This is a genomic window from Streptomyces sp. NPDC030183 (assembly GCF_055573455.1).
Map to the genome: position 1 here is coordinate 43,152 of NZ_JBVIBK010000032.1, position 25,736 is coordinate 68,887.

Annotated in this window: 25 protein-coding genes; 15 read left to right on the top strand and 10 right to left on the bottom strand. The window is 73.1% G+C overall.

The annotated features are described in order from the left end of the window. Positions 1-236: 236 nt before the first annotated feature. The 5 genes from ACZ4Z2_RS31525 to ACZ4Z2_RS31545 form a co-directional block, all read right to left on the bottom strand. Positions 237-1,082, bottom strand: coding sequence for a carbohydrate ABC transporter permease (locus ACZ4Z2_RS31525; protein ID WP_468080659.1), 846 nt, complete (start codon positions 1,080-1,082; stop codon positions 237-239). Beyond that, positions 1,079-2,437, bottom strand: coding sequence for an ABC transporter permease (locus ACZ4Z2_RS31530; RefSeq protein WP_468080661.1), 1,359 nt, complete (start codon positions 2,435-2,437; stop codon positions 1,079-1,081). Before ACZ4Z2_RS31530 ends, ACZ4Z2_RS31525 begins: the two co-directional genes overlap by 4 nt. A 5-nt stretch (positions 2,438-2,442) precedes the next feature. After that, the gene (locus ACZ4Z2_RS31535) at positions 2,443-3,771 is read right to left on the bottom strand and encodes an ABC transporter substrate-binding protein (RefSeq protein ID WP_468080662.1); all 1,329 of its coding nucleotides are present in this window, start codon (positions 3,769-3,771) and stop codon (positions 2,443-2,445) included. A 51-nt stretch (positions 3,772-3,822) separates the two neighbouring features. Next, the gene (locus tag ACZ4Z2_RS31540) at positions 3,823-5,469 is read right to left on the bottom strand and encodes a glycoside hydrolase family 13 protein (protein ID WP_468080663.1); all 1,647 of its coding nucleotides are present in this window, start codon (positions 5,467-5,469) and stop codon (positions 3,823-3,825) included. A gap of 196 nt (positions 5,470-5,665) precedes the next feature. Continuing rightward, entirely contained in the window at positions 5,666-6,934 is a 1,269-nt protein-coding gene (locus ACZ4Z2_RS31545; protein ID WP_468080665.1) for an ABC transporter substrate-binding protein, read from the bottom strand. Between the two features lie 125 nt (positions 6,935-7,059). On the opposite strand from ACZ4Z2_RS31545, the gene ACZ4Z2_RS31550 reads away from it, so the two are divergent. From ACZ4Z2_RS31550 to ACZ4Z2_RS31565, 4 genes are all read left to right on the top strand, one after another. Beyond that, positions 7,060-7,575, top strand: coding sequence for a PadR family transcriptional regulator (locus ACZ4Z2_RS31550; RefSeq protein WP_468080667.1), 516 nt, complete (start codon positions 7,060-7,062; stop codon positions 7,573-7,575). Continuing rightward, positions 7,572-8,321 carry an ABC transporter ATP-binding protein gene (locus ACZ4Z2_RS31555; RefSeq protein ID WP_468080669.1) on the top strand — a complete coding sequence of 250 codons (750 nt, stop codon included), beginning with the start codon at positions 7,572-7,574 and terminating at the stop codon, positions 8,319-8,321. The genes ACZ4Z2_RS31550 and ACZ4Z2_RS31555 overlap by 4 nt, the downstream gene beginning before the upstream one ends. A 3-nt stretch (positions 8,322-8,324) precedes the next feature. Next, positions 8,325-10,619 (top strand): ABC transporter permease, encoded by a 2,295-nt coding sequence (locus tag ACZ4Z2_RS31560; protein WP_468080670.1) that lies wholly within the window; start codon positions 8,325-8,327, stop codon positions 10,617-10,619. Positions 10,620-10,735: 116 nt separating this feature from the next. Beyond that, positions 10,736-10,957, top strand: coding sequence for a hypothetical protein (locus ACZ4Z2_RS31565; RefSeq protein ID WP_468080672.1), 222 nt, complete (start codon positions 10,736-10,738; stop codon positions 10,955-10,957). Between the two features lie 55 nt (positions 10,958-11,012). On the opposite strand, the gene ACZ4Z2_RS31570 is transcribed toward ACZ4Z2_RS31565, so the two are convergent. Beyond that, positions 11,013-11,459, bottom strand: a complete 447-nt coding sequence (locus ACZ4Z2_RS31570; RefSeq protein ID WP_468080674.1) for a DUF3592 domain-containing protein — start codon at positions 11,457-11,459, stop codon at positions 11,013-11,015. Positions 11,460-11,693: 234 nt separating this feature from the next. Between ACZ4Z2_RS31570 and ACZ4Z2_RS31575 the strand changes: the two genes are divergently transcribed. Continuing rightward, entirely contained in the window at positions 11,694-13,115 is a 1,422-nt protein-coding gene (locus tag ACZ4Z2_RS31575) for a phytoene desaturase family protein (protein ID WP_468080675.1), read from the top strand. A gap of 333 nt (positions 13,116-13,448) precedes the next feature. On the opposite strand, the gene ACZ4Z2_RS31580 is transcribed toward ACZ4Z2_RS31575, so the two are convergent. Then, positions 13,449-13,928 (bottom strand): DUF5709 domain-containing protein, encoded by a 480-nt coding sequence (locus ACZ4Z2_RS31580; protein WP_468080677.1) that lies wholly within the window; start codon positions 13,926-13,928, stop codon positions 13,449-13,451. Between the two features lie 187 nt (positions 13,929-14,115). Between ACZ4Z2_RS31580 and ACZ4Z2_RS31585 the strand changes: the two genes are divergently transcribed. The 6 genes from ACZ4Z2_RS31585 (at position 14,116) to ACZ4Z2_RS31610 (ending at position 18,030) form a co-directional block, all read left to right on the top strand. After that, positions 14,116-14,349 (top strand): DUF6480 family protein, encoded by a 234-nt coding sequence (locus ACZ4Z2_RS31585; protein ID WP_468080679.1) that lies wholly within the window; start codon positions 14,116-14,118, stop codon positions 14,347-14,349. A gap of 143 nt (positions 14,350-14,492) precedes the next feature. Then, positions 14,493-15,212: a YqjF family protein gene (locus tag ACZ4Z2_RS31590; protein ID WP_468080681.1), complete on the top strand. Its 720-nt coding sequence runs from the start codon at positions 14,493-14,495 to the stop codon at positions 15,210-15,212. Positions 15,213-15,241: 29 nt separating this feature from the next. Further along, positions 15,242-15,958 (top strand): hypothetical protein, encoded by a 717-nt coding sequence (locus ACZ4Z2_RS31595; RefSeq protein ID WP_468080727.1) that lies wholly within the window; start codon positions 15,242-15,244, stop codon positions 15,956-15,958. Next, positions 15,951-16,316 (top strand): hypothetical protein, encoded by a 366-nt coding sequence (locus ACZ4Z2_RS31600; protein WP_468080682.1) that lies wholly within the window; start codon positions 15,951-15,953, stop codon positions 16,314-16,316. The genes ACZ4Z2_RS31595 and ACZ4Z2_RS31600 overlap by 8 nt, the downstream gene beginning before the upstream one ends. Positions 16,317-16,419: 103 nt before the next feature. Beyond that, positions 16,420-17,691 (top strand): cytochrome P450, encoded by a 1,272-nt coding sequence (locus ACZ4Z2_RS31605; RefSeq protein ID WP_468080683.1) that lies wholly within the window; start codon positions 16,420-16,422, stop codon positions 17,689-17,691. Between the two features lie 93 nt (positions 17,692-17,784). Then, positions 17,785-18,030: a hypothetical protein gene (locus ACZ4Z2_RS31610; RefSeq protein WP_468080684.1), complete on the top strand. Its 246-nt coding sequence runs from the start codon at positions 17,785-17,787 to the stop codon at positions 18,028-18,030. A 285-nt stretch (positions 18,031-18,315) separates the two neighbouring features. On the opposite strand, the gene ACZ4Z2_RS31615 is transcribed toward ACZ4Z2_RS31610, so the two are convergent. Further along, complete coding sequence (locus tag ACZ4Z2_RS31615) at positions 18,316-19,296, bottom strand: SDR family oxidoreductase (protein WP_468080686.1); 981 nt, start codon at positions 19,294-19,296, stop codon at positions 18,316-18,318. Positions 19,297-19,504: 208 nt separating this feature from the next. Between ACZ4Z2_RS31615 and ACZ4Z2_RS31620 the strand changes: the two genes are divergently transcribed. Both ACZ4Z2_RS31620 and ACZ4Z2_RS31625 read left to right on the top strand, forming a co-directional pair. Next, positions 19,505-19,918, top strand: coding sequence for an SRPBCC family protein (locus ACZ4Z2_RS31620; RefSeq protein WP_468080688.1), 414 nt, complete (start codon positions 19,505-19,507; stop codon positions 19,916-19,918). A 253-nt stretch (positions 19,919-20,171) separates the two neighbouring features. Then, positions 20,172-21,296 (top strand): SGNH/GDSL hydrolase family protein, encoded by a 1,125-nt coding sequence (locus ACZ4Z2_RS31625; RefSeq protein WP_468080690.1) that lies wholly within the window; start codon positions 20,172-20,174, stop codon positions 21,294-21,296. A 28-nt stretch (positions 21,297-21,324) separates the two neighbouring features. Here the strand turns inward: ACZ4Z2_RS31625 and ACZ4Z2_RS31630 are convergent, their stop codons facing one another. Continuing rightward, positions 21,325-21,849: a hypothetical protein gene (locus tag ACZ4Z2_RS31630; protein WP_468080691.1), complete on the bottom strand. Its 525-nt coding sequence runs from the start codon at positions 21,847-21,849 to the stop codon at positions 21,325-21,327. Between the two features lie 221 nt (positions 21,850-22,070). Here ACZ4Z2_RS31630 and ACZ4Z2_RS31635 point away from each other — a divergent pair, with 221 nt between their 5' ends. Beyond that, positions 22,071-22,634, top strand: coding sequence for a hemerythrin domain-containing protein (locus tag ACZ4Z2_RS31635; protein ID WP_468080693.1), 564 nt, complete (start codon positions 22,071-22,073; stop codon positions 22,632-22,634). A 67-nt stretch (positions 22,635-22,701) separates the two neighbouring features. On the opposite strand, the gene ACZ4Z2_RS31640 is transcribed toward ACZ4Z2_RS31635, so the two are convergent. Continuing rightward, the gene (locus tag ACZ4Z2_RS31640) at positions 22,702-23,880 is read right to left on the bottom strand and encodes an aminotransferase class V-fold PLP-dependent enzyme (RefSeq protein ID WP_468080694.1); all 1,179 of its coding nucleotides are present in this window, start codon (positions 23,878-23,880) and stop codon (positions 22,702-22,704) included. 230 nt (positions 23,881-24,110) lie between these two features. Between ACZ4Z2_RS31640 and ACZ4Z2_RS31645 the strand changes: the two genes are divergently transcribed. After that, entirely contained in the window at positions 24,111-25,685 is a 1,575-nt protein-coding gene (locus ACZ4Z2_RS31645) for an acyl-CoA carboxylase subunit beta (protein ID WP_468080695.1), read from the top strand. The last annotated feature ends 51 nt before the right edge of the window (positions 25,686-25,736 follow it).

Below are 25,736 nucleotides of genomic sequence, written 5' to 3' on the forward strand. Positions count from 1 at the left end.
CCCTGGCGGGGCCCGTCCATCCTCGGCGTTTCCGCAGTTCACGGTAGAGCCGAATGAGAAAATCCGGTGAAGGTTAACCCAGTTGTCGCGCCACGACCAAAGCCTGATGGGGAGAACCCGGACGTCCGGAAAATACCCGTGACCGAGGGGAATGGATACGCGAAAGGGGGGCACTCGTCGGGGTTCGGTGCCCCCACCGCGGGTCTTCGGCCTGTTCGCCGGCGTCGGCGCGGACCCTATTTGACGGACCCCGCCATGACCCCCTGCACGAAGTGGCGCTGGAAGGCGAAGAACACGACCACCGGCACGATCAGCGACAGGAAGGCCCCCGGGGCCAGCACATCGATGTTGCTGCCGAACTGGCGGATCTGCGACTGGAGCTCCACGGTCAGGGGCTGGGACGAGCTGTCGGCGAACAGCAGCGCCACGAGCATGTCGTTCCACACCCACAGGAACTGGAAGATCGCGAGGCTCGCGATCGCCGGCCGCCCCACGGGCAGGACGAGCCGGGTGAAGATGCGCCACTCGGTGCCCCCGTCCATCCGGGCCGCCTCCAGCATCTCCCTGGGGATCTCGGCGAAGTAGTTCCGCAGCAGGAAGACCGCGAACGGCAGCCCGTACGCGACATGGAAGAGGACGACCCCCGGGATGGTGCCGAACAGGCCGAGCCGGCCGAAGAGCTTGGCCACCGGCAGCAGACCGATCTGCACCGGCACCACCAGCAGGGCGACCACCAGCAGGAAGAGCGCGTCCCGGCCGGGAAAGTCCAGCCAGGCGAAGGCGTACCCGGCCAGCGCGGCGATCACCACCACCAGGGCCGTCGTCGGGACGGAGATCAGCACCGTGTTCCAGAACGCCTGGGTGACACCTGCGTTCTCCAGCAGTGCCGCGTAGTTGTCGAAGGACAGCTGCCCGGGGCTGGTGAAGGTCGTCCACCAGCCGCCCTTGGCCGTGTCCTGCGCCGACCTCAGGGACGACAGGAGCAGTCCGGCCAGCGGGGTGAGCCAGATCAGCCCGATGACCACCAGAAATGCCTGGACCAGGCTGCTGCCCAGCCCGCGCCGGAGCGCGCCGAGACTCATCGCTGACTCCCTCGGAATCGACGGACGTTGAAGACCATGGCCGGGATCACCAGCAGCAGGAGCAGGACCCCGAGGGCGCTGCCCAGTCCCTGGTTGTTGCCGCCGCCGAAGGACACCAGCCACATCTGGGTGGCCAGCACGGTCGCGTCCTCCTGCACCGGTCCGGGCGCGATGATGTAGACGAGGTCGAACACCTTCATCACGTTGATGACGAGGGTCACGAAGACCACGGTCAGCACGGGCGCGAGCAGGGGCACGGTGATGCGCCGGAACACCTGCCACTCGCCCGCCCCGTCCATCCGCGCCGCCTCCAGCGTCTCCCTCGGCAGCGTGGACAGGCCCGCGCCGATGAGCACCATGGCGAAACCGGTCCAGATCCACAGATAGGCGCCGATGATCGCGGGGGTGACGAGCGCCGGACCGAGCCAGGAGACGCCGTCGTAGGGCGGGGCGAAGTTCGTGCCGGGGAGCACGACGGTGTACGAGCCCTTCTCCAGGTCCGCGAAGCGGAAGGAGCCGTCGGCCGCGGTGGTCGTGCTCGCGACCGTCTTCCCGTCGCGCACCGCCTCGACGGTCATCCGGGGCAGCCCGCTCTCCTCGGGGTCGACCCGGCCGGGCTCTCCGCCCCCGCCGCGGGTGAAGTCGAGGTAGACGACACCGCGCACCTCACCGGGGGCCGCCTCGCGGGCGGCTGCGGCGCGGGCCGGTTCGGCGCCCTCGGGGACGTCCCTGGGCCCGACGCCGACCAGGCCGAGGGCGACCGTGTCACCGGGCGACACGGTGGTGCTGGTGCGGTACGAGCCGTCGGCGCCCCCGGTGAGGCCCTGCCCGTCCCGGGCACGGGCCGTCGGATACGACGAGGATCCCTGGAAGGCGTCGTGGACGCCGACCACCGCCGCGTTCAGGACGCCCTTGTCGGGGTCCTCGTCGTACGCGAGCCGGAAGATGATGCCCGCGGCGAGGAAGGAGACGGCCATGGGCATGAAGAGGAGCAGCTTGAACGCGGTGGCCCAGCGGACCTTCTCGACGAGCACCGCGAGGATCAGCCCCAGCCCGGTCAGCAGGGCCGGCGCCACGACCACCCAGATCGCGGTGTTGCGGACGGCGGTGAGGGTAGCCGGGTCGCGGAACATCTCGGTGTAGTTGTCCCCGCCGACGAACCGGGTGCCGGTGGCGTCGAAGAGGCTGCGGCCCACCGAGAACAGCACGGGGTAGACGACGAGCGCGCCGAGCAGGAGCAGGGCGGGGAAGACGAAGAGGAGGGCGACGATCCGGCCCCGCCGCCGGGCGCGCCGTTTGCGGACGGCGGTACCGGAGGCGGGGGGAACGGCCACCTTCGTGGCAGTGGCGGTCATCGCGGTCAGCCCTTGTACGCCTTGGCCGCGGCGGCCTCCAGCTGCGCGGCGGTCCCCTTCGGGTCGGACGGGTCGCGCAGGAAGTCCTGGAGGATCTTCCACTCGCCGGCGCCCTTGGTCCCGCCGAAGGCGGCCGGGGCCTGGTCGGACATGTCGAAGCGGACGGAGTCCCCGGCGGCTATGAGGGACTCGGCGGTGGTGCGGGTGACGTCGTCGCCGTAGGCGGCGGGGTCGACCTTCTTGTTCGGGGAGAGGAAACCGCCCGCCTCGGCCCACACGGCGGCGGCCTCCGGGGTGGCCAGGTACTCCAGCAGGGCCATGCCCGCCTCGGTGTTCTTGCCGTCCTTGAGGACGACGGCCGCGTCACCGCCGCTGACCACGGGTGCCTTGCCGCCGTCGACCGGCGGGAACGGGAAGAAGTTCGCGTCCTCGCCGATCCTCCGGCCGAACTGGTCCTTGGCGACGCCGGCGACGAAGTCGCCCTCGTAGACCATGCCGGCCTCGGGCTCGGGGCCGAAGACCTTCTCGACGGAGCCGTGGAAGTCGGTGTTGAGGGCGCCCTTCTGCCCGCCCTCCAGCAGTTGCTTGTCGCCGAACAGCTCGCCGAGCGTGGTGAGCGCGTCGACCACACTGCCGTCCGTCCACTTCAGCTTGTGGGCGGCGAGGGCGTCGTACTTCTCGGGGCCTGCCTGGGAGAGGTAGACGTTCTCGAACCAGTCGGTGAGCGTCCAGCCGTCCTGCCCGGCGACGGAGAAGGCGGCGAGGCCCGAGTCGGAGACGGTCCGCCCGGCCTTCAGCATGTCGTCGTAGGACTTCGGCGGCTTGACGCCGGCGGTGTCGAGGGCGTCGGGGCTGTACCAGACGGTCGACTTGTGGGCGGCCTTGAAGTACAGGCCGTAGAGGGTGCCGTCGACGCTGCCGTAGTCCTTCCAGACGGTGGCGTAGTTGGCGTCGACGGACTTCCGCGTGGTGCCGGACAGCGGCTTGAGCCAGCCGTTGTCGGCGAACTGCTGGAGCACGCCGACCTGCGGGACCATCACCACGTCGGGGGCGTTGCCGCCCTCGATCTTGCTGCCGACGACGGTGGAGACGTTGTCACCGGTGGAGACAAACTGGGTCTTGGCGCCGGTCTTCTCGGTGAAGGCGTCCAGCACCTTCTGGAAGTTCTTCTGCTCGCTGCCGGACCAGACGCCGGCGACGGTGACCGTCTGGCCGTTCAGCGCCTTGTCGCCGCCGCCCGCGGCGACGGGTCCGCCGCCTCCGCAGGCGGTGGTGCCGAGCGCGAGGGCGAGGGCGGTGCAGCCGGTGAGCAGGGTGGTACGTCGTCGCATCATCGTTGATGTCCCTTCGGAGCGGGGGAATGGACGGTGTGGGGAGTGCGGGGGTCAGGAAGCGGCGTCGTCGCCGATCCACCAGGCGGCCGTGGAGCCGGGGAGGACCCCGGGCGGGCACGGGCCGCTGGACAGCAGGGGGGTGCCGGCGACGGGCGCCGGGGAGGGTGCCGTACCGAAGTTGACGGCGCAGACCAGGCCGTCGCCGCGGACGAAGCCGAGGACGCCGGGCTGGGTGTCCAGCCAGCGCATGTCGCCCTCGCCGAGCTGGGGCAGGGCGGCGCGCAGCTGGAGGCCGTCGCGGTAGAGGTGCCAGAAGGAGCGGGTGTCGGCGAGCGCGCGGTCGGTGGCGTACTCGGCGAAGTACTCGGGTTGCGGCAGCCAGGGCTTGGCGCCCTCGACACCGGAGGTGAAGCCGAACGGTGACGCCTGGCCCGACCAGGGCAGCGGCACCCGGCAGCCGTCGCGGATCCGGGCGCGGCTGCCGGTGCGGCGGAAGATGGGGTCGGTGAGCACGTCGTCGGGCAGGTCGACGACCTCCGGCAGGCCCAGTTCCTCGCCCTGGTAGACGTAGGCGGCTCCGGGCAGCGCCAGCATCAGCAGGGCGGCGGCGCGGGCGCGGGCGGCGCCGAGACCGCTGCCCTCGACGGCGGGCTCGCCGTAGCGGGTGACCGTGCGGACCTGGTCGTGGTTGTTGAGGACCCAGGTGACGGTCGATCCCGTACCGGCGATGTCCTGCATGGCCTCGGTGATGACCTTGCGGAAGGCGTCGGCGTCCCAGGCGGCGCTGAGCAGGTCGAAGAAGAACGCCTGGTGGAGTTCGTCGGGGCGCACGTACAGGGCGTGTTCGCGTGCCGTGGGGACGGAGACCTCGCCGACGAGGAGCCGCTCGCGGCCGTCCCGCTCGGTGTACTCCTCGCACACGGCCCGCCAGTGCCGCCACACGTCGTGGACCTCGGGCTGGTTCCAGGCGAGCGGGTTCACCGAGTCACGGGTGCGGGCGTCGGCCTCGGGGTCCGGTGAGTCGGGCAGTTCGGGGTGCTTGAAGAGGCCGGCGGCGACATCGATGCGGAAGCCGTCGACGCCCCGGTCGAGCCAGAAGCGCAGGACGCGGTCGAAGTACGCGCCGACCTCGGCCTCGCGCCAGTTCCAGTCGGGCTGCTCGGGCGTGAACATGTGCAGGTACCACTGGCCGGGCCGGCCGTCCGCCTCGGTGACGCGGGACCAGGCCGGGCCGCCGAACATGGCGTGCCAGTTGTTGGGCGGCTCGGCCCCGTCCGGGCCCCGTCCGTCGGCGAAGTGGAAGCGGGCGCGGGCCGCGCTGCCCGGCGCGGAGGCCAGGGCCTCGCGGAACCACGGGTGCTCGCTGGAGCAGTGGTTGGGCACGATGTCGAGGAGCACCTTGACGCCGAGCCGCCGGGCGGCCGCCACCAGCAGGTCGAACTCGTGGAGGTCGCCGAAGAGCGGGTCGACGTCGCAGTAGTCGGCGACGTCGTAGCCGTGGTCGTGCTGCGGGGAGGGGTAGAAGGGGCTGAGCCAGATGCCGTCGACGCCCAGCTTCCTGAGGTACGGCAGTCCGGCCCGGACCCCGGCGAGATCGCCGACGCCGTCGCCGGTGCTGTCCAGGAAGCTGCGGACGTACACCTGGTAGATCACTGCGTCGCGCCACCAGTGACGCGATTCGATGCGCTTGGAGCTCACCCCGGTTGGCCTGTCTGTGCGGGCTGACTGTTATGCATGCATGTTAGGTATGCGTTTCACGGGGGTGTCAACGAATGAACGGCAGGTATCTGGAAGGTGGCCCTTTATATGCGGATATTCCGCCCCAGAACGAGGGGGTTGATGCGCGGGCGTTACCTAACATGTAAGTAGGAAGGGCCGCGCGGCGGGGAAGGGGTCAGCCGCGGCGGGAGATGTCGGCCAGCTCCCGGGTGAGCCGCCGGACCGCCGCGTCGGGCGTCGAGTGGCCCGCCATCGCGTCGTGGACGACCGCCTGCACGACCATGCTGACCTGGTCGTAGCGCGGGCTCTTGGGGCGCGGCGCGGCCGCCAGGACGCTGCGGCGCAGCGTCGGCAGATACGGGAACCGCCGGATCAGCTCCGGGTCCCGGTAGAGGTCCGCGCGCACGGGCGGCAGCGCGCCCCGGGTGAGGACCTGCCGCTGGACGCGCTCGCTGGTGAGGTAGGCGATCAGGCGGGCGGCGGTGTCGGGGTGTTCGGCGTGCGCGTTGACGGCGAGGTTGGAGCCGCCGAGCACACTCGTACCGGGGCCGTCGGGGCCGGGCAGCGGGGCGGCGCCTATCTTCCCGGCGACCGCGGAGCCGGGGGCGGAGGCGCCGACGTAGGCGTAGGGCCAGTTGCGCAGGAAGAGCAGCCGGCCGTCCTGGAACGCCTGCTTGGACTCCTCCTCCTTGTACTCCAGCGCCTCCCGGGGTATCCACCCGTCGCGTACGCCGCGGGCGAGGAACCCGATGCCCTCGCGGGCCGCGGAGCCCACCGTGACGCGTTCGCCCTCGTCGCCGAGGATCGTGCCGCCCGCCGAGTACACCGCCTCGGCGGCGTTGACGGTGAGGCCCTCGTAGGGCAGGAACTGGCCGGCGTAGCCGTCGAGGCCGTGCTCGGGCGCGATGGTCCGCGCGTAGCGCTCCAGCTCGGCCCAGGTGCGGGGCGGCGGGACGCCCTCCTCGGCGAGGATGTCCTTGCGGTAGAGGAGCAGGCCGGCGTTGGTGATGTACGGGACGGCGTAGAGCTGTCCGTCGTACGTCGCCGTGTCCACGACCGGCCGGAGGAAGCTGCCCAGCGGGAAACGGTTGCGCGGCAGCGGGCGGATCCAGCCGGCGGCGGCGAACTCCGAGGTCCAGGTGACGTCGATGTTGAGCACGTCGAAGCGGCCGCGATCACCGCCGCGCAGATCGGTGATCATCTGGGCGCGGGTCTCGTCCGCGGAGTCCGGCAGCTCGACGAGGGTGACCCGCTCGCCGGGGTGGGCGCGGTTCCAGCCCTCCAGGAGGGGGCCGAGGTAGCCGGTGAGGTCGCCCGCGGTGGCCAGGGTCAGCGGACCGCGGCCCCGGAGTCCGCCCTGTGCCTGCGCGCCGGAGGCGCCGTAACCGGCCAGGACGACCGCGAGAACGAGGAGGCCCCTACCGGCGGCGCGTATCCACCGCATAGGTTCCTCCCTGTGCACCCGGCGCCGGGCACCCTCGCCCGGAGTCAGAGGCTATGTATACCCGTTAGGTATGGGCGATACTAGGGCCTGGAACACAATACGAGGCCGCGAGGAGGACAGCTCGAGTGCGCCTGCCCCTCCTGGCCCTGCTGGCGCGCGGCCCGGCCCACGGCTACGAGCTCAAGCAGGACCTTGAGCAACTCCTGGGTGCCGCGTACCCTCAGCCGAACATCGGCCAGATCTATGTGACCCTCGGCCGCCTCGAGAAGTCGGGTCTGATCGAGGGCGAGGAGGTCGAGCAGTCGAGCCGGCCCAACAAGAAGATCTACCGCCTCACCGCTGCCGGGCAGGAGGCGCTGCACGCCTGGTTCGAGGAGACCTCGGACGAGCCACGGGTACGGGACGAGTTCTTCATGAAGCTCGCGCTCGCCCCGCGGACCGGTCTCGCCGACCAGGTCGCCCTGATCAACCGACAACGGCGCCACTACCTGAACACCATGCGCAACCTCTCGAAACTCGCCACGGCCGACCACCGGGACAACCGCATCGCCCAGCTGCTGATCGAGGGCGCCATGCTGCATCTCCAGGCCGATCTCGACTGGCTGGAGCGCTGCCAGGAGGAACTGGAGAAGCCGGAATGAGTGACGCCCCCACTGCCGTTCTGCGGGCCGAGGGGCTCGTCAAGACCCACCACGGGGAGGGCGCGCCCGCCCATGCCGTACGCGGGGTGGACCTGTGTGTGCGGCGGGGCGAGTTCGTGGCGGTCACCGGCCCGTCCGGCGCGGGCAAGTCGACGCTGCTGCATCTGCTCGGCGGACTGCAGCGCCCGGACAGCGGCAGCATCTGGCTGGACGGCGAGCGCACGGACGCCTACAGCGAGGCCCGCTGGGCCGTGGAGCGCCGCCGCCGGATCGGCATCGTCTTCCAGTTCTTCAACCTGGTCTCCAATCTGTCGGTCGCGGACAACGTGGAACTGCCCGCGCTGCTGGCCGGGGTCTCCGCCAAGCGGGCCCGTGCCGAGCGGGCGGAGCTGCTGGCGGAGCTGGGGCTCGCCGGCAAGGAGCGCAGCATGCCGGGCGAGCTGTCCGGCGGCGAGCAGCAGCGGGTCGCGCTGGCCCGGGCGCTGGTCAACCGCCCTGGCCTGCTGCTGGCCGACGAGCCCGCGGGCAGCCTGGACAGCAAGGGCACCCGTGAGGTGATGCGGCTGCTGTCGCGTTTCCACCAGCGCGGCCAGACGATCCTCCTCGTCACCCATGACGCCCGGCTGGCGAGCGCCGCCGACCGGGTGATCAGCTTCTTCGACGGCCGCATAGCCGACGACGTCGAACTGGGCGGCGCCCCGTCGCCCGGCGCGGGCGTGCCCGCCGTGCTGGAGCTGAGGGACTGACGGATGCGAGCCATGTTGCGCTGGGCGCACTCGGACCTGCGCACCCATCGGGGGGAGGCGCTTTTCCTGGTGCTCGCCACGGTCGGCATCGTCACGTCCCTGCTGCTGGCGACGGCACTCTTCGGGTACGCGACGAACCCCTGGCAGCGTCTGTTCACGCAGTCCCGGGGCGCCCATGTGTGGATCCACACCGCTCCCTCGGCCGAGGTGTCCGAGCTGGCCGGGCTGGCGGGCGTCGAGTCCGCGGCGGGGCCCTACCGGACCGCCGACACCACGGTCACGTCCCGCGGCAGCCGCGCCTCCGTGGAACTGCGCGGCACGTCCGAGAGGCCCGAGGTGGGCCGGCCGCTGCTCACCTCCGGCCGGTGGCTGGACCCGGGCCGGCCCGACGGTGTGGTGCTGGAGAGCAGCCTCGCCCGGACTCTGCTCGTCGGCCCCGGTGACGTGCTGTCCCTGCCGGGCGGCAGCGGGAAGCTGACCGTGCTGGGCGTCGCCGACAGCGCCGAACCGCGCTACCGCAAGGGCGAGCGGCCGGGGCTGGTCTGGGCCCCGCCGGCCGCCCTGCCCGGTACCGACGCCGAGCGCGGCCAGGTGATCGGGCTGCGCCTGACGGACCCCGACGACACCGACTACGCCGTCCAGCGGGCCGTCACCCTGCTCGGCGCGGGCGCCGTCAGCGAGGTCTCGGCCTGGCAGCAGGCGCGGGCCGAGGCGGAGGGCGACAACCGGCTGCTCGGACTGGTGCTGGGGCTGTTCGGGCTGGGTGCGCTGGTCGCCGCCGGGCTGGCCGTGCACGGGGCGATCGGTACCCGTATCCGGGGGCATCTGCGGGACATCTCGATCCTGAAGGCGATCGGCTTCACTCCGGGCCAGGTGGTGCGGATCTTCCTGCTCCAGCATCTGGTGTACGCGCTGCTGGGGGCCGTGGCCGCGGCGACGCTCACCCAGGCGCTGGGCCCGCTGCTGCCCGGCCGGCTCGGGGACGCCGTCGACCTGTGGCAGGGCATGGCGGGCCACACCGCCGCCCTCGTCGCGGTGCCGGTGGGAGTGGTGCTGTTCATCGGGGCGACCACCGGGCTCGCGGCCTGGCGGGCGGGGCGCGTGCCCCCGGTCCCGGTACCTCGGGCCGCCGTACCGGCCGGCGGGCGGCTGTCGGGGGCGGCGAAGCGGGCGCTCGGTCTCGGGCTGCCGCCCGCGCTGGTCCTCGGCTGGCACCGGGCGTTCGCCCGCCGACCACGGTCCCTGGCCACGATCGCCCGTCTCGCCCTGCCGCTGACGCTGATCGTGGTGGCGATGAGCGCGTGGACCACCATCGACCGCTTCCACAGCGAGCCGGAGCGGATGGGCCTGGCGGCCGCGCTCACCGTCCGCGCGGACGACGACCTCGGGGACGCGGAGGCTCGGGCGCTCCTGGCGCGCGACCCCGACGTGGTCGCCGCCCATCCCGGCGTCGAGGTGGCAGCCCTGGTGTCGGGCCAGACGGCCACGATCGCGTTGCGGGGCCTCGGCACCGACGCGGAGCCGTACCCGTACACGCTGGCCGAGGGCCGTGCCGCCCGGGGGCCCGACGAGGCGGTGGCCGGGCAGGGCCTGCTCGACCTGCTGGACGTGGCGGTCGGCGACTGGGTGCGGCTCACCGTGGCCGGGCGGCCCCAGATCCTGCATATCGTGGGCCGCAGCATCGAGCCGGAGAACGCGGGCCGGGTCATCTCCACGTCGCTCGACACCCTGCGGGAGAACGACCCCGGGCTCCGGCCGACGCTCTACCAGGTACGGCTGCGCGCCGACGCCGATCCGCGGCGGGTGGCCGCCGAGCTGACCGCCGCGGCCGGTCCGGGCCGGCTGGACGTGCACACGGTGACCAATCCCGCCGACGGGCTGTCGCCGCTGCGCGGTGTCGTCGTGGGCCTGCTGGGCGTCCTCGCGCTCATCGGCCTGGTCGAACTGCTGACTGCCATCGGCGGCACGGTCCGCGAGAGCGAGCGGGATCTGCTGGCGCTGAAGGCGATCGGGCTGTCGCCACGGCAGATCTCCGGCATCACCGTCACGGCCACCGGGTGCACCGCCCTCGCCTCGACGGCGGTCGCCCTGGCGCTGGGACTCCCGCTCGCGCACTGGCTGATCGACGCGCAGGGCAGGTCCAGCGGCATCGGGGCCGGGATCGCCCGGGTCCCCTCCCCCACCGTCCTGTCGCTCTTCACCGCGGCGGCGATCCTGGGCGCCCTGACCCTGGCGACCCTCCCCGCCCTCCGCGCCACCCACCACCGCCTGGCGGACACGCTGAGCGCGGTGGCGTGAAGGGGGCGCGTGGGGGTGGTCGGCAGACCTCGCCTCAGCTACCGCCCACGGCCGGTCGGGGTCGGTCGAGGGCTGGGGCGCGGGTTGCCAGGGCTTCCAGGACCAGGTCGACGGACATGCTGCTGGCCGCCGTCCACGCCAGCGGCCTGCTCGTCGCCCTGTACTACGGCCTCACCGCGCTCGCCTGCGCCGTCCGCTTCCGTTCCTCGCTGCGCTCCGGCCCGCGTGAGGCGCTGCTCGCGGTCGGGGTGCCCGCCGGCCCGCCGGAGGAGATCGCAGCCACGCGGGTCCTGGAGACCTTCGTGGGCCACCGGGTCCACGCGGCGCCCGACGCCTGACCACGAGGACCGGGTTCACACGGCTCCCGACGCCCGCCGGGAGCCGTCGAGGGCATCAGGGCATCGAACCGTCCGAGTTCCAGGCGACCATGAGGAAGACGGCGAAGGCGATGAACGCGGCGAGGAAGAGCACCGCGCCGCACGTGGTCGCGGCGAGCTTCGCCCGGGCCGGGGGCTTGGCGGTGGCGTGCTCCGGGCGCTCCGGCAGATAGTGCACGGTGACGACGTCGCCCTCGACCGTGGTCGACGGACCGCCTTCCTCGTCGAAGCGGATGACACGCCCGTCCCGGGTGGTGAACTCGTAGACGTGGTGCAGTGTCGTGTGCACCGTGTTGTTCCCGCCGCCGCTCGTCGTCGTATAGGTCCTGACGCAGCGCGCCTTCGCGGTGAGTCCTCTGGTCCAGGCGTCGTCGACGCGACGGGAACGGCGGACCAGAGCGACAGCCGCGCCCACCGCGAAAACGATCATGAGGATGGGTACGAGGTTGAACAAAGCTTCCAAGGGATCCCCCGGAGGGCGTACGCCGACTCGATGACGGGCGTACGGGAACATACCGGGACGATCCGCGAACGCTTCCGTACACCGGCCGGAGAGCCCCCGTGTTCACCCACCCATACACCCTGGACGGGGTTTCGCCCGCGGCGGGCCGACGCGTTCCTCTAGGGTCGAAGGCCCTCGTCGAAGGCCCTCGTCGAACGCCCTCGTCGAAGGCCCTCTAGGAAGCACAGGAGGCTCATGAGTACGGCTGTGGTGGTGGGCAGCGGGCCGAACGGTCTCGCCGCCGCCGTGTTCCTCGCCCGGGAAGGTGTCGAGGTCACGGTCCTGGAGGCGGCCGACATCATCGGGGGCGGCACCCGCACCAGCGAACTGACGCCCGGATTGCTGCACGACCACTGCTCCGCCACCCACCCCATGGCCGTGGGCTCCCCGTTCCTGAGCGGGCTCGGCCTGGAACGGCACGGGCTCAGCTGGTGTCTGCCGGAGGTGGACTGCGCGCATCCGCTGGACTCCGGCGCCGCCGGAGTCCTGCACCGCTCCGTGAAGGAGACGGCCGACGGGCTCGGGGGTGCCGACGGACGCCGCTGGCTGAAGGTCTTCGGGCCGCTCGCGGACGGCTACGACGCGCTCGCCGAAGATCTGATGCGGCCTCTGTTCCATGTGCCGCGGCATCCGTTGCGTCTGGCCGGGTTCGGGCCGCAGGCCCTGCTGCCCGCGGCCGCGGTGGCCCGCCGGTGGCGGTCGGAACCGGCCCGCGCGCTCTTCGCCGGGGTGGCCGCCCACGCGTTCCGGCCGTTCGGGCGGCCGGCGAGCGCAGCCGTCGGCCTGACCATCATCGCCGCCGGTCACCGGTACGGCTGGCCGGTGGCGGCGGGCGGGTCCCGCGCGATCAGCGACGCGCTCGCCGCGCTGCTCGGGGAGTTCGGCGGCCGGATCGAGACCGGTACGCGCGTGCGTTCGCGGGCGGATCTCCCCCCGGCCGACGTGGTGCTGTTCGACGTCGCCCCGCGCGCGGTCGCCGACATCCTCGGGGACCGGCTGCCGGGGCGGGTGGCGCGGGCCTATCGCCGCTACCGCCATGGCCCCGCCGCCTTCAAGGTCGACTTCGCCGTCCAGGAAGGGGTGCCCTGGACCAACGAGGCGGCCCGGCGGGCCGGCACCGTCCATCTCGGCGGGAACTACGACGAGGTCGCCGCCACCGAGCAGGCGGTGTGCGCGGGGCGGATGCCGGAGCGGCCCTTCGTCCTCGTGGGCCAGCAGTACCTGGCCGATCCGGGGCGTTCGAAGGGCGACGTCCACCCGGTGTGGACGTACGCGCACGTCCCGCACGGCTACGACGGCGACGCCACTGAGGCCATCGTCGCGCAGATCGAGCGGTTCGCCCCCGGGTTCCGCGAGCGGGTGCTGGACAGGGCCGTGCGCTCGCCGGGCGGGTTCGAGGAGTACAACCCCAACTACGTGGGCGGTGACATCATCGCCGGCGCCAACACGGCCTTCCAGCTCGTCCTGCGGCCCCGGGCGGCTCTGGACCCGTACAGCACCGGCGTGCCCGGTGTGTACATCTGCTCCGCCGCGACACCGCCGGGGGCCGGCGCCCACGGCATGTGCGGCGCGAACGCGGCCGCGTCGGCGCTGCGCCATCTGCGGCGGCACGCATAGTGACGGCTGCGCCATCTGCGGCGGCACGCGTAGTGACGCTGGAGACGGCCCTGTACGGGCCCGCCTCGCTGCTCATGGGCGTCGAGCGGGTGGCCCCGGGACACCGGGTGGGAGCCGGCCGCGCGTCCGACGCGCGGCCGGACCTGACGGACGTCCTGAACGGCGCCCCGCTCCCCGCGGGCGCGCCGCTCGACCTTGGCTCTGGGACGTCCGCGTGTTCGTCTGGGCCGGTGCCGCAGGTCCGTCCGGGGCCTGTCCGGGGCCTGAGGCCCCCTCGCGTTCCCGGTCCGCGGGGGGCTGTGCCGACGGGACGCGGTGCGCCCTGGGCGGGCCTCAGTCGTCCGGGCCCGGGAGGCGGTCGTCGGGGACGATGTGCATGGCGGCCTCCTCCGCGCCCGCCGCTCCGCCGTCGATGCCCTCGTCCTCGGCGACGAGTTCCTTGGTGGTGTCGGTGTGCGCGCCCTCGTCCGGGGCCACGAGGCGGCCGGCGCGGTCCTCGCCGGCCTCCGGGTCGACGGGTTCGCCCTCGCCGCCGGGGAGGTCGCCGACCCCGTCACCGGGAGGGACGGTCACATCGGGGACCTCCTGGCGCAGCCGTTCGTCGAGGGACTCGCCCTCGTGCTGCTCGGCGGCCGTGGTCCCGGTCTTCGTGACTCCCAGCGGCCGCTCGGGCGGGGAGTAGCCCTCGTCCAGGATGTCGTCGTACGTACGCTCGTCGACCGCGTCCTGGAGGTCCAGGGGGGCGGCGTCCTCCTGCTCCTCGTTGCCGCCGGTGGGCTGGTAGGCGTCGTCCGCCGGGTTCTCTGTGCTCATGGTCGCCTCCCGCTGCCGGTGACTGGTGCTGTTTCCCGTGCGGAGTACCGAGGACCGGCCGTGTGACACCCCCCGTCTGCCTGTTTCGCCCGGGTGGACCCGGGAAACCCGGACCTCGTCCTCCCCACCCCTCCCCGCAGGGGAGCAGTGGATGGGAAGCAGTGACAAGCCGGGAGGTGGGTGTGCCATGACGAGCCCTGACCCCGAGCCGAACCGGACCACGGGCCTCGAACCGGGCGGCGGAGTGCCCCCGGGTGAGACGCCGCCCGGTGAGGGCGGAACCTCCGGCGTGGCCAACCCCGACCCGCCCGGTGTGCGGCGCAAGGGGTGGGGTCCCCTACCGCTCGTCCTGATCATCCTGCTCGTGGCGGTGGTCGCGATCGGGCTGATCGGTATGGCGGTGGCCCTGATCGTCCAGTGAGCTGCGGGGCGCGTTCCCCGCACGGTGCCGCGTCGTCGGTCTCCACGTCGTCGACCTCCACGTCGTCGGCCTCCGCGTTTCCGGAGGCCGCGGCCGGGGACTCGCACGCTGTGGTGGCCTATGGAGCAGAGGAACGGGTCCGGATGCCCGTCCTGCGGGCGGGATGGTCGACGCAGTCGTTCGTGCACTGGCCGTTCCGTCCCGAGCAGGTGCAGGCCCTCCTGCCGGAGGGCCTGGTCGTGGACACGTACGAGGACACGGCGTGGGTGAGTCTTACGCCGTTCGTCATGGCCGACGTGCGCACGCCCGGCCTGCCCGCCTCGGCACGGGGGCTCCCGACCTTCGCGGAGACCAACCTGCGGACGTACGTCCGCACCCCGGACGGACGGGACGGGCTGTGGTTCCTCTCCATCGAGGTGGCCTGCCCGCTGATGCTGGCGGCCCGTGCCGTCGGCGCGCCGTACCGCCTGGGCCGGCTGAGGACCTCGCGGGACATGACGGCCGTCTCGTACACAGGTGCCCGGTGGAGCGGCGGGGCGTCGTACCGGCTGGTGGTCCGCCCCGGTGAAGCGATCAGACCGACCGAGCGGGACGTATGGCTGACCTCGCGCTGGCGGGCGTACACCAGCCGGTTCGGCCGGATCTGGGAGACACCCGTGGAGCATGAGCCCTGGCCGCTGTGCGAGGCCACCGTGGACGCCGTCGAGGAGACGCTCACCCGGGCGGCGGGCCTGCCCGCGCCGGGCGCCGAACCGCTGGCGCACTTCTCGCCGGGGGTGAGGCATGTGCGGCTCGGGATGTCCCGGCCCCGCCCCTGCCCCTCCGGGGTGCCCGAGGGTGGCACGCGGGAGCGGACCGGGTGAGGGCACGGCGTCGGCACGGCTCCGGGCGGCTGGTCTTCGAAGGCTGGATCGCGGGACTGGGGACGTCCTCGGGGACGCGCATCGTGGTGGGGCACTGGGAGGTGTCGCCGTTCGGGCCGTTCGCCGACGTGATGGTCGAGCGGGCGGACGGACACCGGCTGTTGCTGGCCCCGACGCGGGAAACGGCCGACTTCATCTCCGGTACCTACCGCTTCGACGAGGTGCGGGTCGTGCCGGTCCACGTGCGCCGCGGCCCTCGGGCCTGGGCCGTCCGGGCCGGGCCGCTGGACCTGCGGTTCGCTCTCGGCCGGAGCGGTCCCCTGGGGCTGCTGCTGCGCGCCCTGCCGGGCGCGCTCGTCCGGCGGCCGGTGTGGAGCGCCCTGACCGACCTCCCCGCCCGGCTGCTGCTGCGGGGTGTGCGCACGCGGGGCAGCGCCGGCTCGGGGCGCCGCGAGTGGTACGGCGCACGGGATCTGCGGCCGGTCCGCACGCTGTCGGCGGCCTTCGAGGGGGACGACCTCGGCACGCTGAGGCCCGTCGAGCCGCCGGTGCGGTTCGGGTTCGGTTCGGTGCCCCGGAGCCCCGGGGCCACCCGCGTCGTCACGACGGTCGCACCGGTCCGGGCGGGACGACCCGCCCTCGGGGTTCCGCGGCGCCGCCGTCGCGGTCCGACGCCGTCCTCTCGTTACCCGGCCGGGGGCGCGGGTACCCGGACGGCCCGCGTGAAGGGACGGTCCCATGGGTGAAGGGAAAGCGCGCGCGACGCCGGACGCCCTGGCGCTCGCGCAGGGAGCCTTCAACGTCGTCGGCGGGCTGTGGCCGCTGCTGCACCTGCGCAGCTTCGCCTGGGTCTTCGGGCCCAAGGAGGACACCTGGCTCCAGATGACGACGGGTGGCCTGCTGGTCTCCGCCGGTGTCACCCAGTTGGCGGCGGGCGGCACCGAACAGGGGCGGGCGCACGCGCGCCGCGTCGGTCTGGGCACCGCCCTCACCCTGCTGGCCGTCGACCTGGTGTACGTCCCCAGGGGCCGGATACGCCCCACGTATCTGCTCGACGCGGCGATGCAGGCCGGCTGGATCAGGGCCTGGCTCCGGTCCGACTGAGGCCACGGTCCGACTGAGGCCACGGTCCGACTGAGGCCACGGTTCGACTGACGGACGTCACCGACGGGCGTTACGGCAGGCGCGGTGCGGGCACTCGCGCCGCATGAATCCAAGTCGCCCCCCGCTCGTGGACAGTTCGCTCGCGGCACTCGTCAAGGGATACAACTGGCTGCCCGACCTCAGGACCCGCACCCCGGGGCCGTTGGTGCGGGTCCGTGTGATGGGACAGCGCGCCGTGGCCCTGTGCGGCCCGGAGGCCGTGCGGTTCTTCTACGACGAACGGCATGTGGAGCGCGCGACGGCGCTCCCCGGCCCGGTGCTGAACACCCTGTTCGGTCAGGGAGCTGTACACACGCTGGACGGGCGGACCCACCGCGCCCGCAAGGAACTGTTCCTGTCGCTGCTCACGGGGCGCGAGGCGGTGGCCGGCCTCGTGGACGAGGTCGTGTCCGCCTGGGACGAGGCCGTGGACGAGTGGTCCGGGCACCCGTCGGTGGTCCTTTTCGACGAGGCGAGCCGGGTGCTCACCCGGGGAGTCTGCCGGTGGGCCGGCATTCCCCTCGACGACGCCGAGGAGACGGCCCGTGACCTGGTCGCCATGGTCGACGGCTTCGCCACCGCCGGGCCACGGCACTGGCGGGCCCGCCAGGCACGGAGCCGCTGCGAGGCGTGGCTCGCCGGTCTGGTGGAGGACGTGCGGGAGGGTGCGGCCAAGGCGCGGGCCGGGTCGCCGCTGGCCGCGGTGGTGCGGCACCGGGACGCCGACGGCCAGGTACTCGACCCGCACACCGCCGCCGTCGAACTGATCAACATCATCCGCCCCACGGTCGCCGTGTGCTGGTTCGTCGCCTACGCCGGGCACGCGCTGCACTTCCGGCCCGAGATCGGCCAGCGGCTCGCCGAGGGGGACCCCGCGTACGCCGTGGCGTTCGCCCATGAGCTGCGGCGCTTCTACCCGTTCGCCCCCTTCATCGGCGGGCGCGCCGTCACCGATCTGGAGTGGCGGGGCGAGCCGATCCCGGCGGGCACGCTGATCCTGCTCGACCTGTACGGGCAGAACCACGACCCCGCCGTCTGGGACCGTCCGCTCACCCTCGACCCCCGGCGCTTCCTGGAGCGGCCGCCCGGCCGCGACGAACTCGTCCCGCAGGGCGGCGACGACCGCGCCGCCGGCCACCGGTGCCCCGGCGAGGACGCCACGATCGCGCTGCTGGCGGCGCTGGGCCCGAGGCTGGCCCGGCTGGAGTACGACGTACCGGCCCAGAGCCTGAGGATCTCGCTGTCGCGTATCCCGGCGCGGGTGCGCAGCGGCTTCGTGATGGAGCGGGTCCGCGTGCCGATGCGGTCCCTCACGGCCGGGCGGATGGCGGGGTGACGGGCCGGCCGCGAACCGGAGAAGGAGACCGGCATCGAGGGCTCCCGGGGAAGGGGGCTCGTCGAGGACAGCGCGAGGAAGGGGCGCAGACCGATGATCACCGCAAGCCATGTCCGTGAACTGCTGGAGCGTGAGGACGACGCCACCCTGGTGCTCGCGCGGGGGCGCGTCAGGGTGCTCTCCGCCCGCGAGCTTGCCTCGGCGAGCGAACGGGGCGCCCTGAGGGTGATCTCCGGCGGGGAGCTGAGGGAACGCCTGGCGACCGGCCGGTCCGCGCCGGACGACCTGCACGCGGTGGCGGCCACACTCGACGCGGTCGTGACGGAACAGGGCGGCTGAGGACGGAACGCGGGCGCGGCGAGGGAGTCCCCTGGGGCTCCCTCCACCTCGGCGCGCCCCTGGCCTCGGCGTCCTCTTCGCCCCAGCGCCACCTGGCCTCGGCGTCCTCTTCGCCCCAGCGCCACCTGCCGCCGGCACCTGGACGGCGCTGGTCGGGGGCTTCGGCGGCATGCGCCACCAGGGTCCGGTGACCTCGGCCTCGGCGCCCCTGACCTCGGCGCCCCTGACCTCGGCGCGCGCCACCGGCCCGGGGGCGGCACGTCCGCCGCCCCCGGCCCACGCGTGTCAGGCGCTCCGGCTGAGCCGGCGCCCCGCGGCGGCCACCCCCGCCCCGACGAGCGCGACGGTGGCCGTACGGCGCAGCGCGGTACGGCGCCGGCCGCCCCAGCCGCCGTGCACCGCGCCCTCCCCGGACGCCGGGATGTGCAGCGCGCCGTGGGTGGCGGGAGCCTCCTCGTCGTGGGACAGATGGGTCTTGTCGGTCTGCCGCGCCATCACCCGCTCCGCCCTGCCGGGCGACTTCCTCGCCTGCCGCACCAGGGCCTTGCCGGCGGGGCCTACGACGACCTCGCGGCGCGGGTGCCGGACCAGGTCGACGACGGCCCGGGCGACCCGCTCGGGGCTGTACACGGGCGGCATGGCGAGCACCTTGCGCCCGGTGAAGTTGGCCGCCTGCTCGAAGTGCGGGGTGTCGATGGTCGCGGGCATGACCGTGCACACGTCGATGCCCTTCACGCCCTCCACCCGCAACTGCTGCCGCAGACTCGATCCGAGACCCTGCACGGCGTGCTTCGACATGCTGTACGGGTGGCTGTACGGCTGGGCGACGGCGCCCGCGATCGACGAGATGTTGATCAGCGTGCCGCGGCCCTCCGCGCGCATCACCGGCAGCGCCGCCCGCGCCCCGTACACGTAACCCATCACGTTGACGTCCAGGACCTTGCGGAAGTCCTCCAGCGGTACGTCCTCGAAGCGGCCGAAGGCGTTGACGGCGGCGTTGTTGACCCAGACGTCGATCCGGCCGAACTCCGCCACGGCGCGCGCGGCCAGGTCCTCGACCGCCTTGGCGTCCGTGGTGTCGGTCGGGACGACCAGGGTCCGGGCCCCCCGGTGTTTCCCGCACTCCCGTGCGGTCGCCTCCAGCGCCTCCTCGCGCCGCGCGGCCAGCACCACGGCGCACCCCTTGCGGGCGAACGCCTCGGCCGTGGCCCTGCCGATCCCGCCGGACGCCCCCGTCACCACCACCACGTGATCCCGCAGTCGCATCGCGTACCTCCTCGCACTCGGCTGTGTCCCGGCGGACGCGTCCTTCACGGCGCCGCCCGCGCACGGGTACCCGAAACCACCGAGTCAGTTCCGCGGTCGACGGACCGACCGTCGGCGACCGGTGGCTGATTCACGTCCCGGGCGGCCGGGTACCCGGCACGCCCACGCGCGGGTCCGCTGCGCCGAGACGGGTCGGGGTGCTGCCGCCATGACCGAGTACGAACGTTCCCGCACGATGCCCGCACAGCCTGAGCACGTGTTCGACCAGGCCGCCAACATCGACCAGCTGGACGCCTGGCTGCCGGAGGACCTGCATGTGGCGGCCGCCGGTCTGCCCGCCGTCACCGTGCACGAGGACCGCACGGACGAGGACACCGCCGCCCTGCTGCGTGCCCGGCGCGAGCAGATGCGGCTGGAGTGGGGCACACGGGGCCGGTCGAGCTACACGGGTTGGCTCCAGGTCGCCGGCATCGACAGCGGGGCCAGCGAGGTCACGGTCCATCTGTCCTTCTTCGACGACAGTCACGACCCGGGTGAACAGGCCGTGGCCGACGCCCTCGACACCAGCCTGCGACGTCTGGAGGAGCAGGTACGGCTACGCGTCGACCACGCGGCGGGCTGACACCACCGCGCCCCCGTCCCCGCAGGGACAGACGCGTGACGGGCAGAGGCGTGTGTGCCGGACAGAGGCGTGACGGGCACGGGCGTGTGTGCCGGACAGAGGCGTGACGGACAGACCTGTGACGGATGTCGACCCGAGGGGTTGACTGGGGCGCATGGGGCGGTCACCTTCGAAAGCGCATGACCTGGGAGCGCTCCCACCCCCGCGCTCCCCCACTCCGCACCCATCCGTCCGCGCGCCGAAGGGATGCCCCATGCACACGTCTCGCCCCTTACCCCCGCCGTCCCGCCTCTCCCGAAGGACCCTGGTGGCTGCCGCCGCCGCGGGGTTCGTCACCGCCACCGTCCCCTCCCCCGCGCGGGCGGCGGCCGAGGCGCGGGCCGCGTTCCACACCGTGGGCCGGGTGAAGGAGGCCGCCGACGGGATGGTGCAGTACACCTGGCCCGGTGTGTACTTCGAGGCGCGCTTCCGCGGCACCGGGGTCGGGATCGTCCTCGACGACGCCGCCAACGACTACGACGTCCGGATCGACGGGGCGACCGCCGCCACGCTGGTCACCCCGGGCCGGACCGTGTCCTGGCTGCGCGGCCTGCCCGACACCGAGCACACCGTGCGGCTGGTCAAGCGCACGGAGAGCCCCTGGGCGGTGGGGCGGTTCGGCGGGTTCACGGCGGCCCCCGGCGGGGCGATCCTCGGGCCGACCCGGGCGCGGACCCGGCAGATCGAGTTCATCGGCGACTCGTTCACCGCCGGGTACGGCAATGTGTCGCGGACCCGGGACTGCTCGGGCAACGGCGGGGTCAACCGGAACAGCAACGCCGACCTCGCCTTCGGCGCGCTGACCGCGCGCAGGTTCGACGCGGACCACCAGCTCAACGCGATCTCCGGGCGCGGCATGGTCCGCAACTACAACGGCGGCGATCCGGGCGTCAGCTACCGCACGTTCTACGAGCGGGCCCTGCTGAACGTGGACGGCGACGTGTGGCCGAGGCCCGGCAGCTGGCGCCCGCAGGTCGTGGTGATCGGTCTCGGCATCAACGACTTCTCGACGCCGCTGCGTCCGGGGGAGCGCTGGGCCACCCAGGAGGCGCTGGTCGCCGACTACGAGAGCGCCTACCACGGGTTCCTCGACCGGCTCCGTGCGCGCTACGGCCCCGGCACGTTCCTGGTGGTGTCGGCGACCCGGCCGTTCTCCGACGCGACCACGAGGGTCGTGCGGGAGCGCAACCGGCGGGGCGACGACCGGGTCCGCCACTGGTTCTACGGCGACGCGGCCCTGGATCTCCTCGGCTGCGACTGGCATCCGTCGCTCAACGACCACCGGGTCCTCTCGAATCGGCTCACCGAGTTCCTCGCCGGCCTTCCGCTGCGCTGGTAGCGGGGGCCGGGCCGGTCGCGGCCGGGGTTCAGGCCGTCAGGGCCTGCCCCGGCCGCAGTGCGTCGAGGAGGCCGGCGTGGTGGAGTCCGGCCACGGGGGCGAGAAAATCGGGGTGGCGCAGCAGCGCGGCCGCCCGGCGGTCGTGCTCGTCCGGGGTGAGCAGCCGGCGGAAGGCGACGGGGGAACCGGCGGTGTGGTGGGTGCCGGCGAGGGCGGTCACCGCGGCGCCCGCCAGGGCGGGATCGGTGAGCAGGCAGGCCGCCCAGCTGGCTACGACCTCGTCCACCCAGGTCCGCCAGGCGTGTTCGTCGTCCTCGGCGTGGGCCGTCTCGTAGCCGGTGATCCAGTCGAGCCGGGCCGAGCCGCCGGGTCCGGCGACGCCCACGAGGCCCGCGTCCATCGGCGTCGGGTAGCGCAGCCAGGCGGCCACGGTCACGGCCTGCCGGGCCTGTGCCTCGCACAGGGCGGAGTCGAGCGCGCCGCCGCCCGCCGGGTAGGCGCGGGTCAGCCACTGGGCGGTCGCGGCGATGACAGGGGAGAGATCTGCGTGCACTGGGCCATCCGGGGTACTGGGGAGCGCGCACCAAGAACGTAGCCGGGGACCGTCACGACGGGAATGGCGCAGACCACGCGACGGACGTGTCCTCGGCCACAGGGGCCGGCCGACCTGACCACCAAGGGATCAATGCCCCGAAAGCGGACTCGGAGGGGGTTCACTGGCCCTTCTCGGACCCGCCGCAGCAGACGGCCGGGACAGGCGGAAAGGAGCGAGTCATGGGACATGGCGGAAACGTCGTGGAGGAACTCAAGACCGACCATCGCGAGGTGGAGGAGCTCTTCGGCAAGATCGAGCAGCTGCCCTCGGGCCACACCAAGCGCAAGGAGTACGCGGACCAGGTCACCATCGAACTGATCCGGCACTCGGTCGCCGAGGAGGCGTACCTCTACCCGGCGGTCCGTGAGCACGTGCCCGACGGGGACGCGATCGCCGACCGCGAGCTGCAGGACCACGCCGAGGCCGAGCAGCTCATGAAGGACCTGGAGCGGTGCGAGGCCGACGATCCCGAGTTCGACCGGCTGATCACCCAGCTGATGACCGAGATCAGGAGCCATGTGCGGGACGAGGAGACCAATCTCTTCCCCCGGATGACCCAGTCCTGTCCGGCGGAGATGCTGGACCAGCTGGGCGACAAGGTGCGGACGGCCAAGAAGACGGCGCCGACCCGGCCGCATCCGTCCGCGCCGGACAAGCCCCCGGCCAACAAGATGCTGGCGCCGGGCATGGGGTTCGTCGACCGTCTGCGCGACGCGATGTCGGGCCGCGGCAAGGAGTCCTGAGGCACCGGACGGCGGCCGGTACGGCCATGAGGGCCCGGGGCGGTGTCGACCGCCCCGGGCCCTCGTGTCACCCGCCGGAGGCGATGTCGGCCATGGCCTCGACGGCCAGGTCGAGTTCGGCCTCGGTGTTGTAGTAGTGCGGGGAGAGCCGCACCAGGGGATGGACGCCCCGGTGTTCGGTGTCGAACTGGGTGTGCTCGGGGACGGTGTGGGTGACGTTGATGCCGCGCCGGGCGAGGGCGGCGGCGACCTCGGCGGCGGGCACGCCGTCGACCTTGGCGGTGACGATGGCGCAGCGGTGCGCGCCGAGGTCGTGGGTGGTGACGCCGGGCAGGGCGTCGAGGCGGTCGCGCAGATACCCGCCGAGGGCGAGGGCCCGTTCACCGATCCGGTCCAGGCCCAGGTCGAGGGCTTGGCGCACGGCGGTTTCCAGGCCCAGGACGTTGGCGTAGCCGGTCTCCCAGCTCTCGAAGCGCCGGGCGCCGGGCTGCCAGGTGAAGCCGCGCTCGCCGTCCCAGATGGCCGCCTGGATCTCGGCGACGTGCGGGTCCAGGTACTCCAGGGCCTCGGGCCGCACCCACAGGAAGCCGGTGCCGCGTGGGCCGCGCAGGAACTTGCGGCCGGTGGCGGTGAGCATGTCGCAGCCGATCTCGGTGACGTCGACCGGGAACTGCCCCACGGACTGGGTGGCGTCCAGCAGGAACGGCACCCCGGCGGCGCGGGTGATCCGGCCGATCTCGGCGGCGGGGTTGACCAGGCCGCCGCTGGTCGGCACATGGGTGACGCCGACCAGCCGGGTCCGCTCGTCGATCAGTTCGGCGAGGGCGGCCACATCGAGCTGACCGTGGCCGTCGTCGGGGACGACCACGATCTCCGCGCCGGTGCGGCGGGCGATCTGGAGGTAGGCGAGGACGTTGCTGCCGTACTCGTCGCGGCCGGTGAGGATGCGGTCGCCGGGCTTGAACGTCAGGGAGTAGAAGGCGGCGTTCCAGGCGTGGGTGGAGTTGTCGAAGAGGGCGACCTCCTCGGGCCGCCCTCCCAGCAGTCGGGCGATCTGGGTGTAGGTGGCGCCGATCCGTTCCTTCTCCCGTGCCGCGGCCTCGTAGCCGCCGATGGCGGCCTCGAGTTCCAGGTGGGAGGTGACGGCCGTCAGGGTCTGCCGTGAGAGCAGACCGGCTCCGGCGTTGTTGAGGTGGATCCGGTGGGCGGTGCCCGGGGTGTCCCGGCGCAGTGCGTCGACATCCATGGACCCATCCTCCCCGGTGCTCCGCCCGCTCGTGCACCGGTGGTGCGCCGGTTGTTGTCACAGGGGGACTAACGCCGGGCCGCCGGGACTCAACTCCCGCACACGATGAGCGGATCACCGCGGTCTCCCGCCGTCGCGCTGCCATATTCGAAGCCACTTCGGAGGTGGCTGTGACACTTGAGGTGACGACATCCCGGACGAGGGCGCCCGCGGAACGGACGCCGGCCCGTGTGCCCGAACCGGCCGCCGGTCCGGTCGGCGGCCCTGCCGTCGGACGGGCCCCTGACCGCACCGCCGACCGGGTAGGCGAGCTGGCGGAGCGCCGGGCGCTGGCCGTCGCTCCGGGCGGTCCGAGGAGACGCGGTGAGTACGGCGCCCGGGAACGGATCGATCTGCTGCTGGACGCGGGCTCGTTCACCGAGACCGGGATGTTCGTACGGGCGCGGCCCTCCGTCGACGGTGCCCGCCGCCCCTATGGCGACGGAGTGGTCACCGGGCACGGCACGATCGACGGCCGCCCGGTCTGTGTGTTCGCGCAGGACCCCACCGTCTTCGGCGGCAGCATGGGCGAGGCGTTCGGGGAGAAGACCCTCGCCCTGATGGACCTGGCCCTGAAGACGGGCTGCCCGGTCATCGGCCTCAACGACGGCGGCGGCGCCCGTATCCAGGAGGGCGTCACCTCACTCGCCCTCTACGCCGAACTGGTCCGGCGGAACGTACGGGCCTCCGGGGTGATCCCGCAGATCTCGGTCGTCCTCGGGCCGTGCGCCGGAGGGGCCGCCTACTCGCCCGCGATCACCGACTTCACCGTGATGGTGGACGGCGCCTCGCACATGTTCGTCACCGGGCCCGACGTCATCGAGACGGTCACCGGGGAACGCGCCAGCGCTGAGGAGCTGGGCGGCGCCCGCACCAGCAACACCGTCAACGGCAACGCCCACTTCCTCGCCGCCGACGAGGTGGACGCCCTCGACACCGTACGGGACCTGCTGTCGTATCTGCCCGCCAACAACCTGGAGCGGCCCCCGCGGTACGCGCCGGGGGCCGCGCCCGACGGGGCGGGCCTCGACACGGTGGTGCCGGACCGGCTCGGGCAGGCGTACGACATGCGGGACGTGCTCCGCGCGGTCGTCGACGACGGTGAACTCCTCCAGGTGCAGGAGCTGTTCGCGCCGAACATCATCTGCGCCCTGGCCCTCGTCGAGGGGGCCTCCGTCGGGATCGTCGCCAATCAGCCGCTGCACGCCGCGGGGGTACTCGACATCGACGCCTCCGAGAAGGCGGCGCGCTTCGTACGGTTCTGCGACGCGTTCGGCATACCGCTGCTGACCTTCGCCGACGTCCCCGGTTATCTCTCCGGGGTCCGCCAGGAGCAGGCGGGCATCATCCGCCGGGGCGCCAAACTGCTGTACGCGTACGCCGAGGCGACCGTCCCGAAGGTCACGGTGGTGGTGCGCAAGGCGTACGGCGGCGGCTACGCGGTGATGGGCTCCAAGCATCTCGGCGCCGACATCAACCTGGCCTGGCCCACCGCGCGCATCGCCGTGATGGGCGCCGAGGGGGCGGTGGGCGTGCTGCACCGCCGGGAACTCGCCGCCGCGGCCGACCCCGAGGCGCTGCGGTCCCGCCTCGTCGCCGCGTACGAGACCACGCACGGCACGCCGTACCTCGCCGCCGAGCGGGGGTACGTCGACGCGGTCATCGCCCCCCGCGACACCCGCGCCCACCTCTGCCGCGCCCTGCGCGCGCTGAGCGGCAAGCGTGCCCCGATGCCGGAGCGCCGGCACGGCAACATCCCCCTGTGACCGGCCCGTCCGCCCCCGCAAGCACCGTCCGCGACGACGTGAGGAGCCATG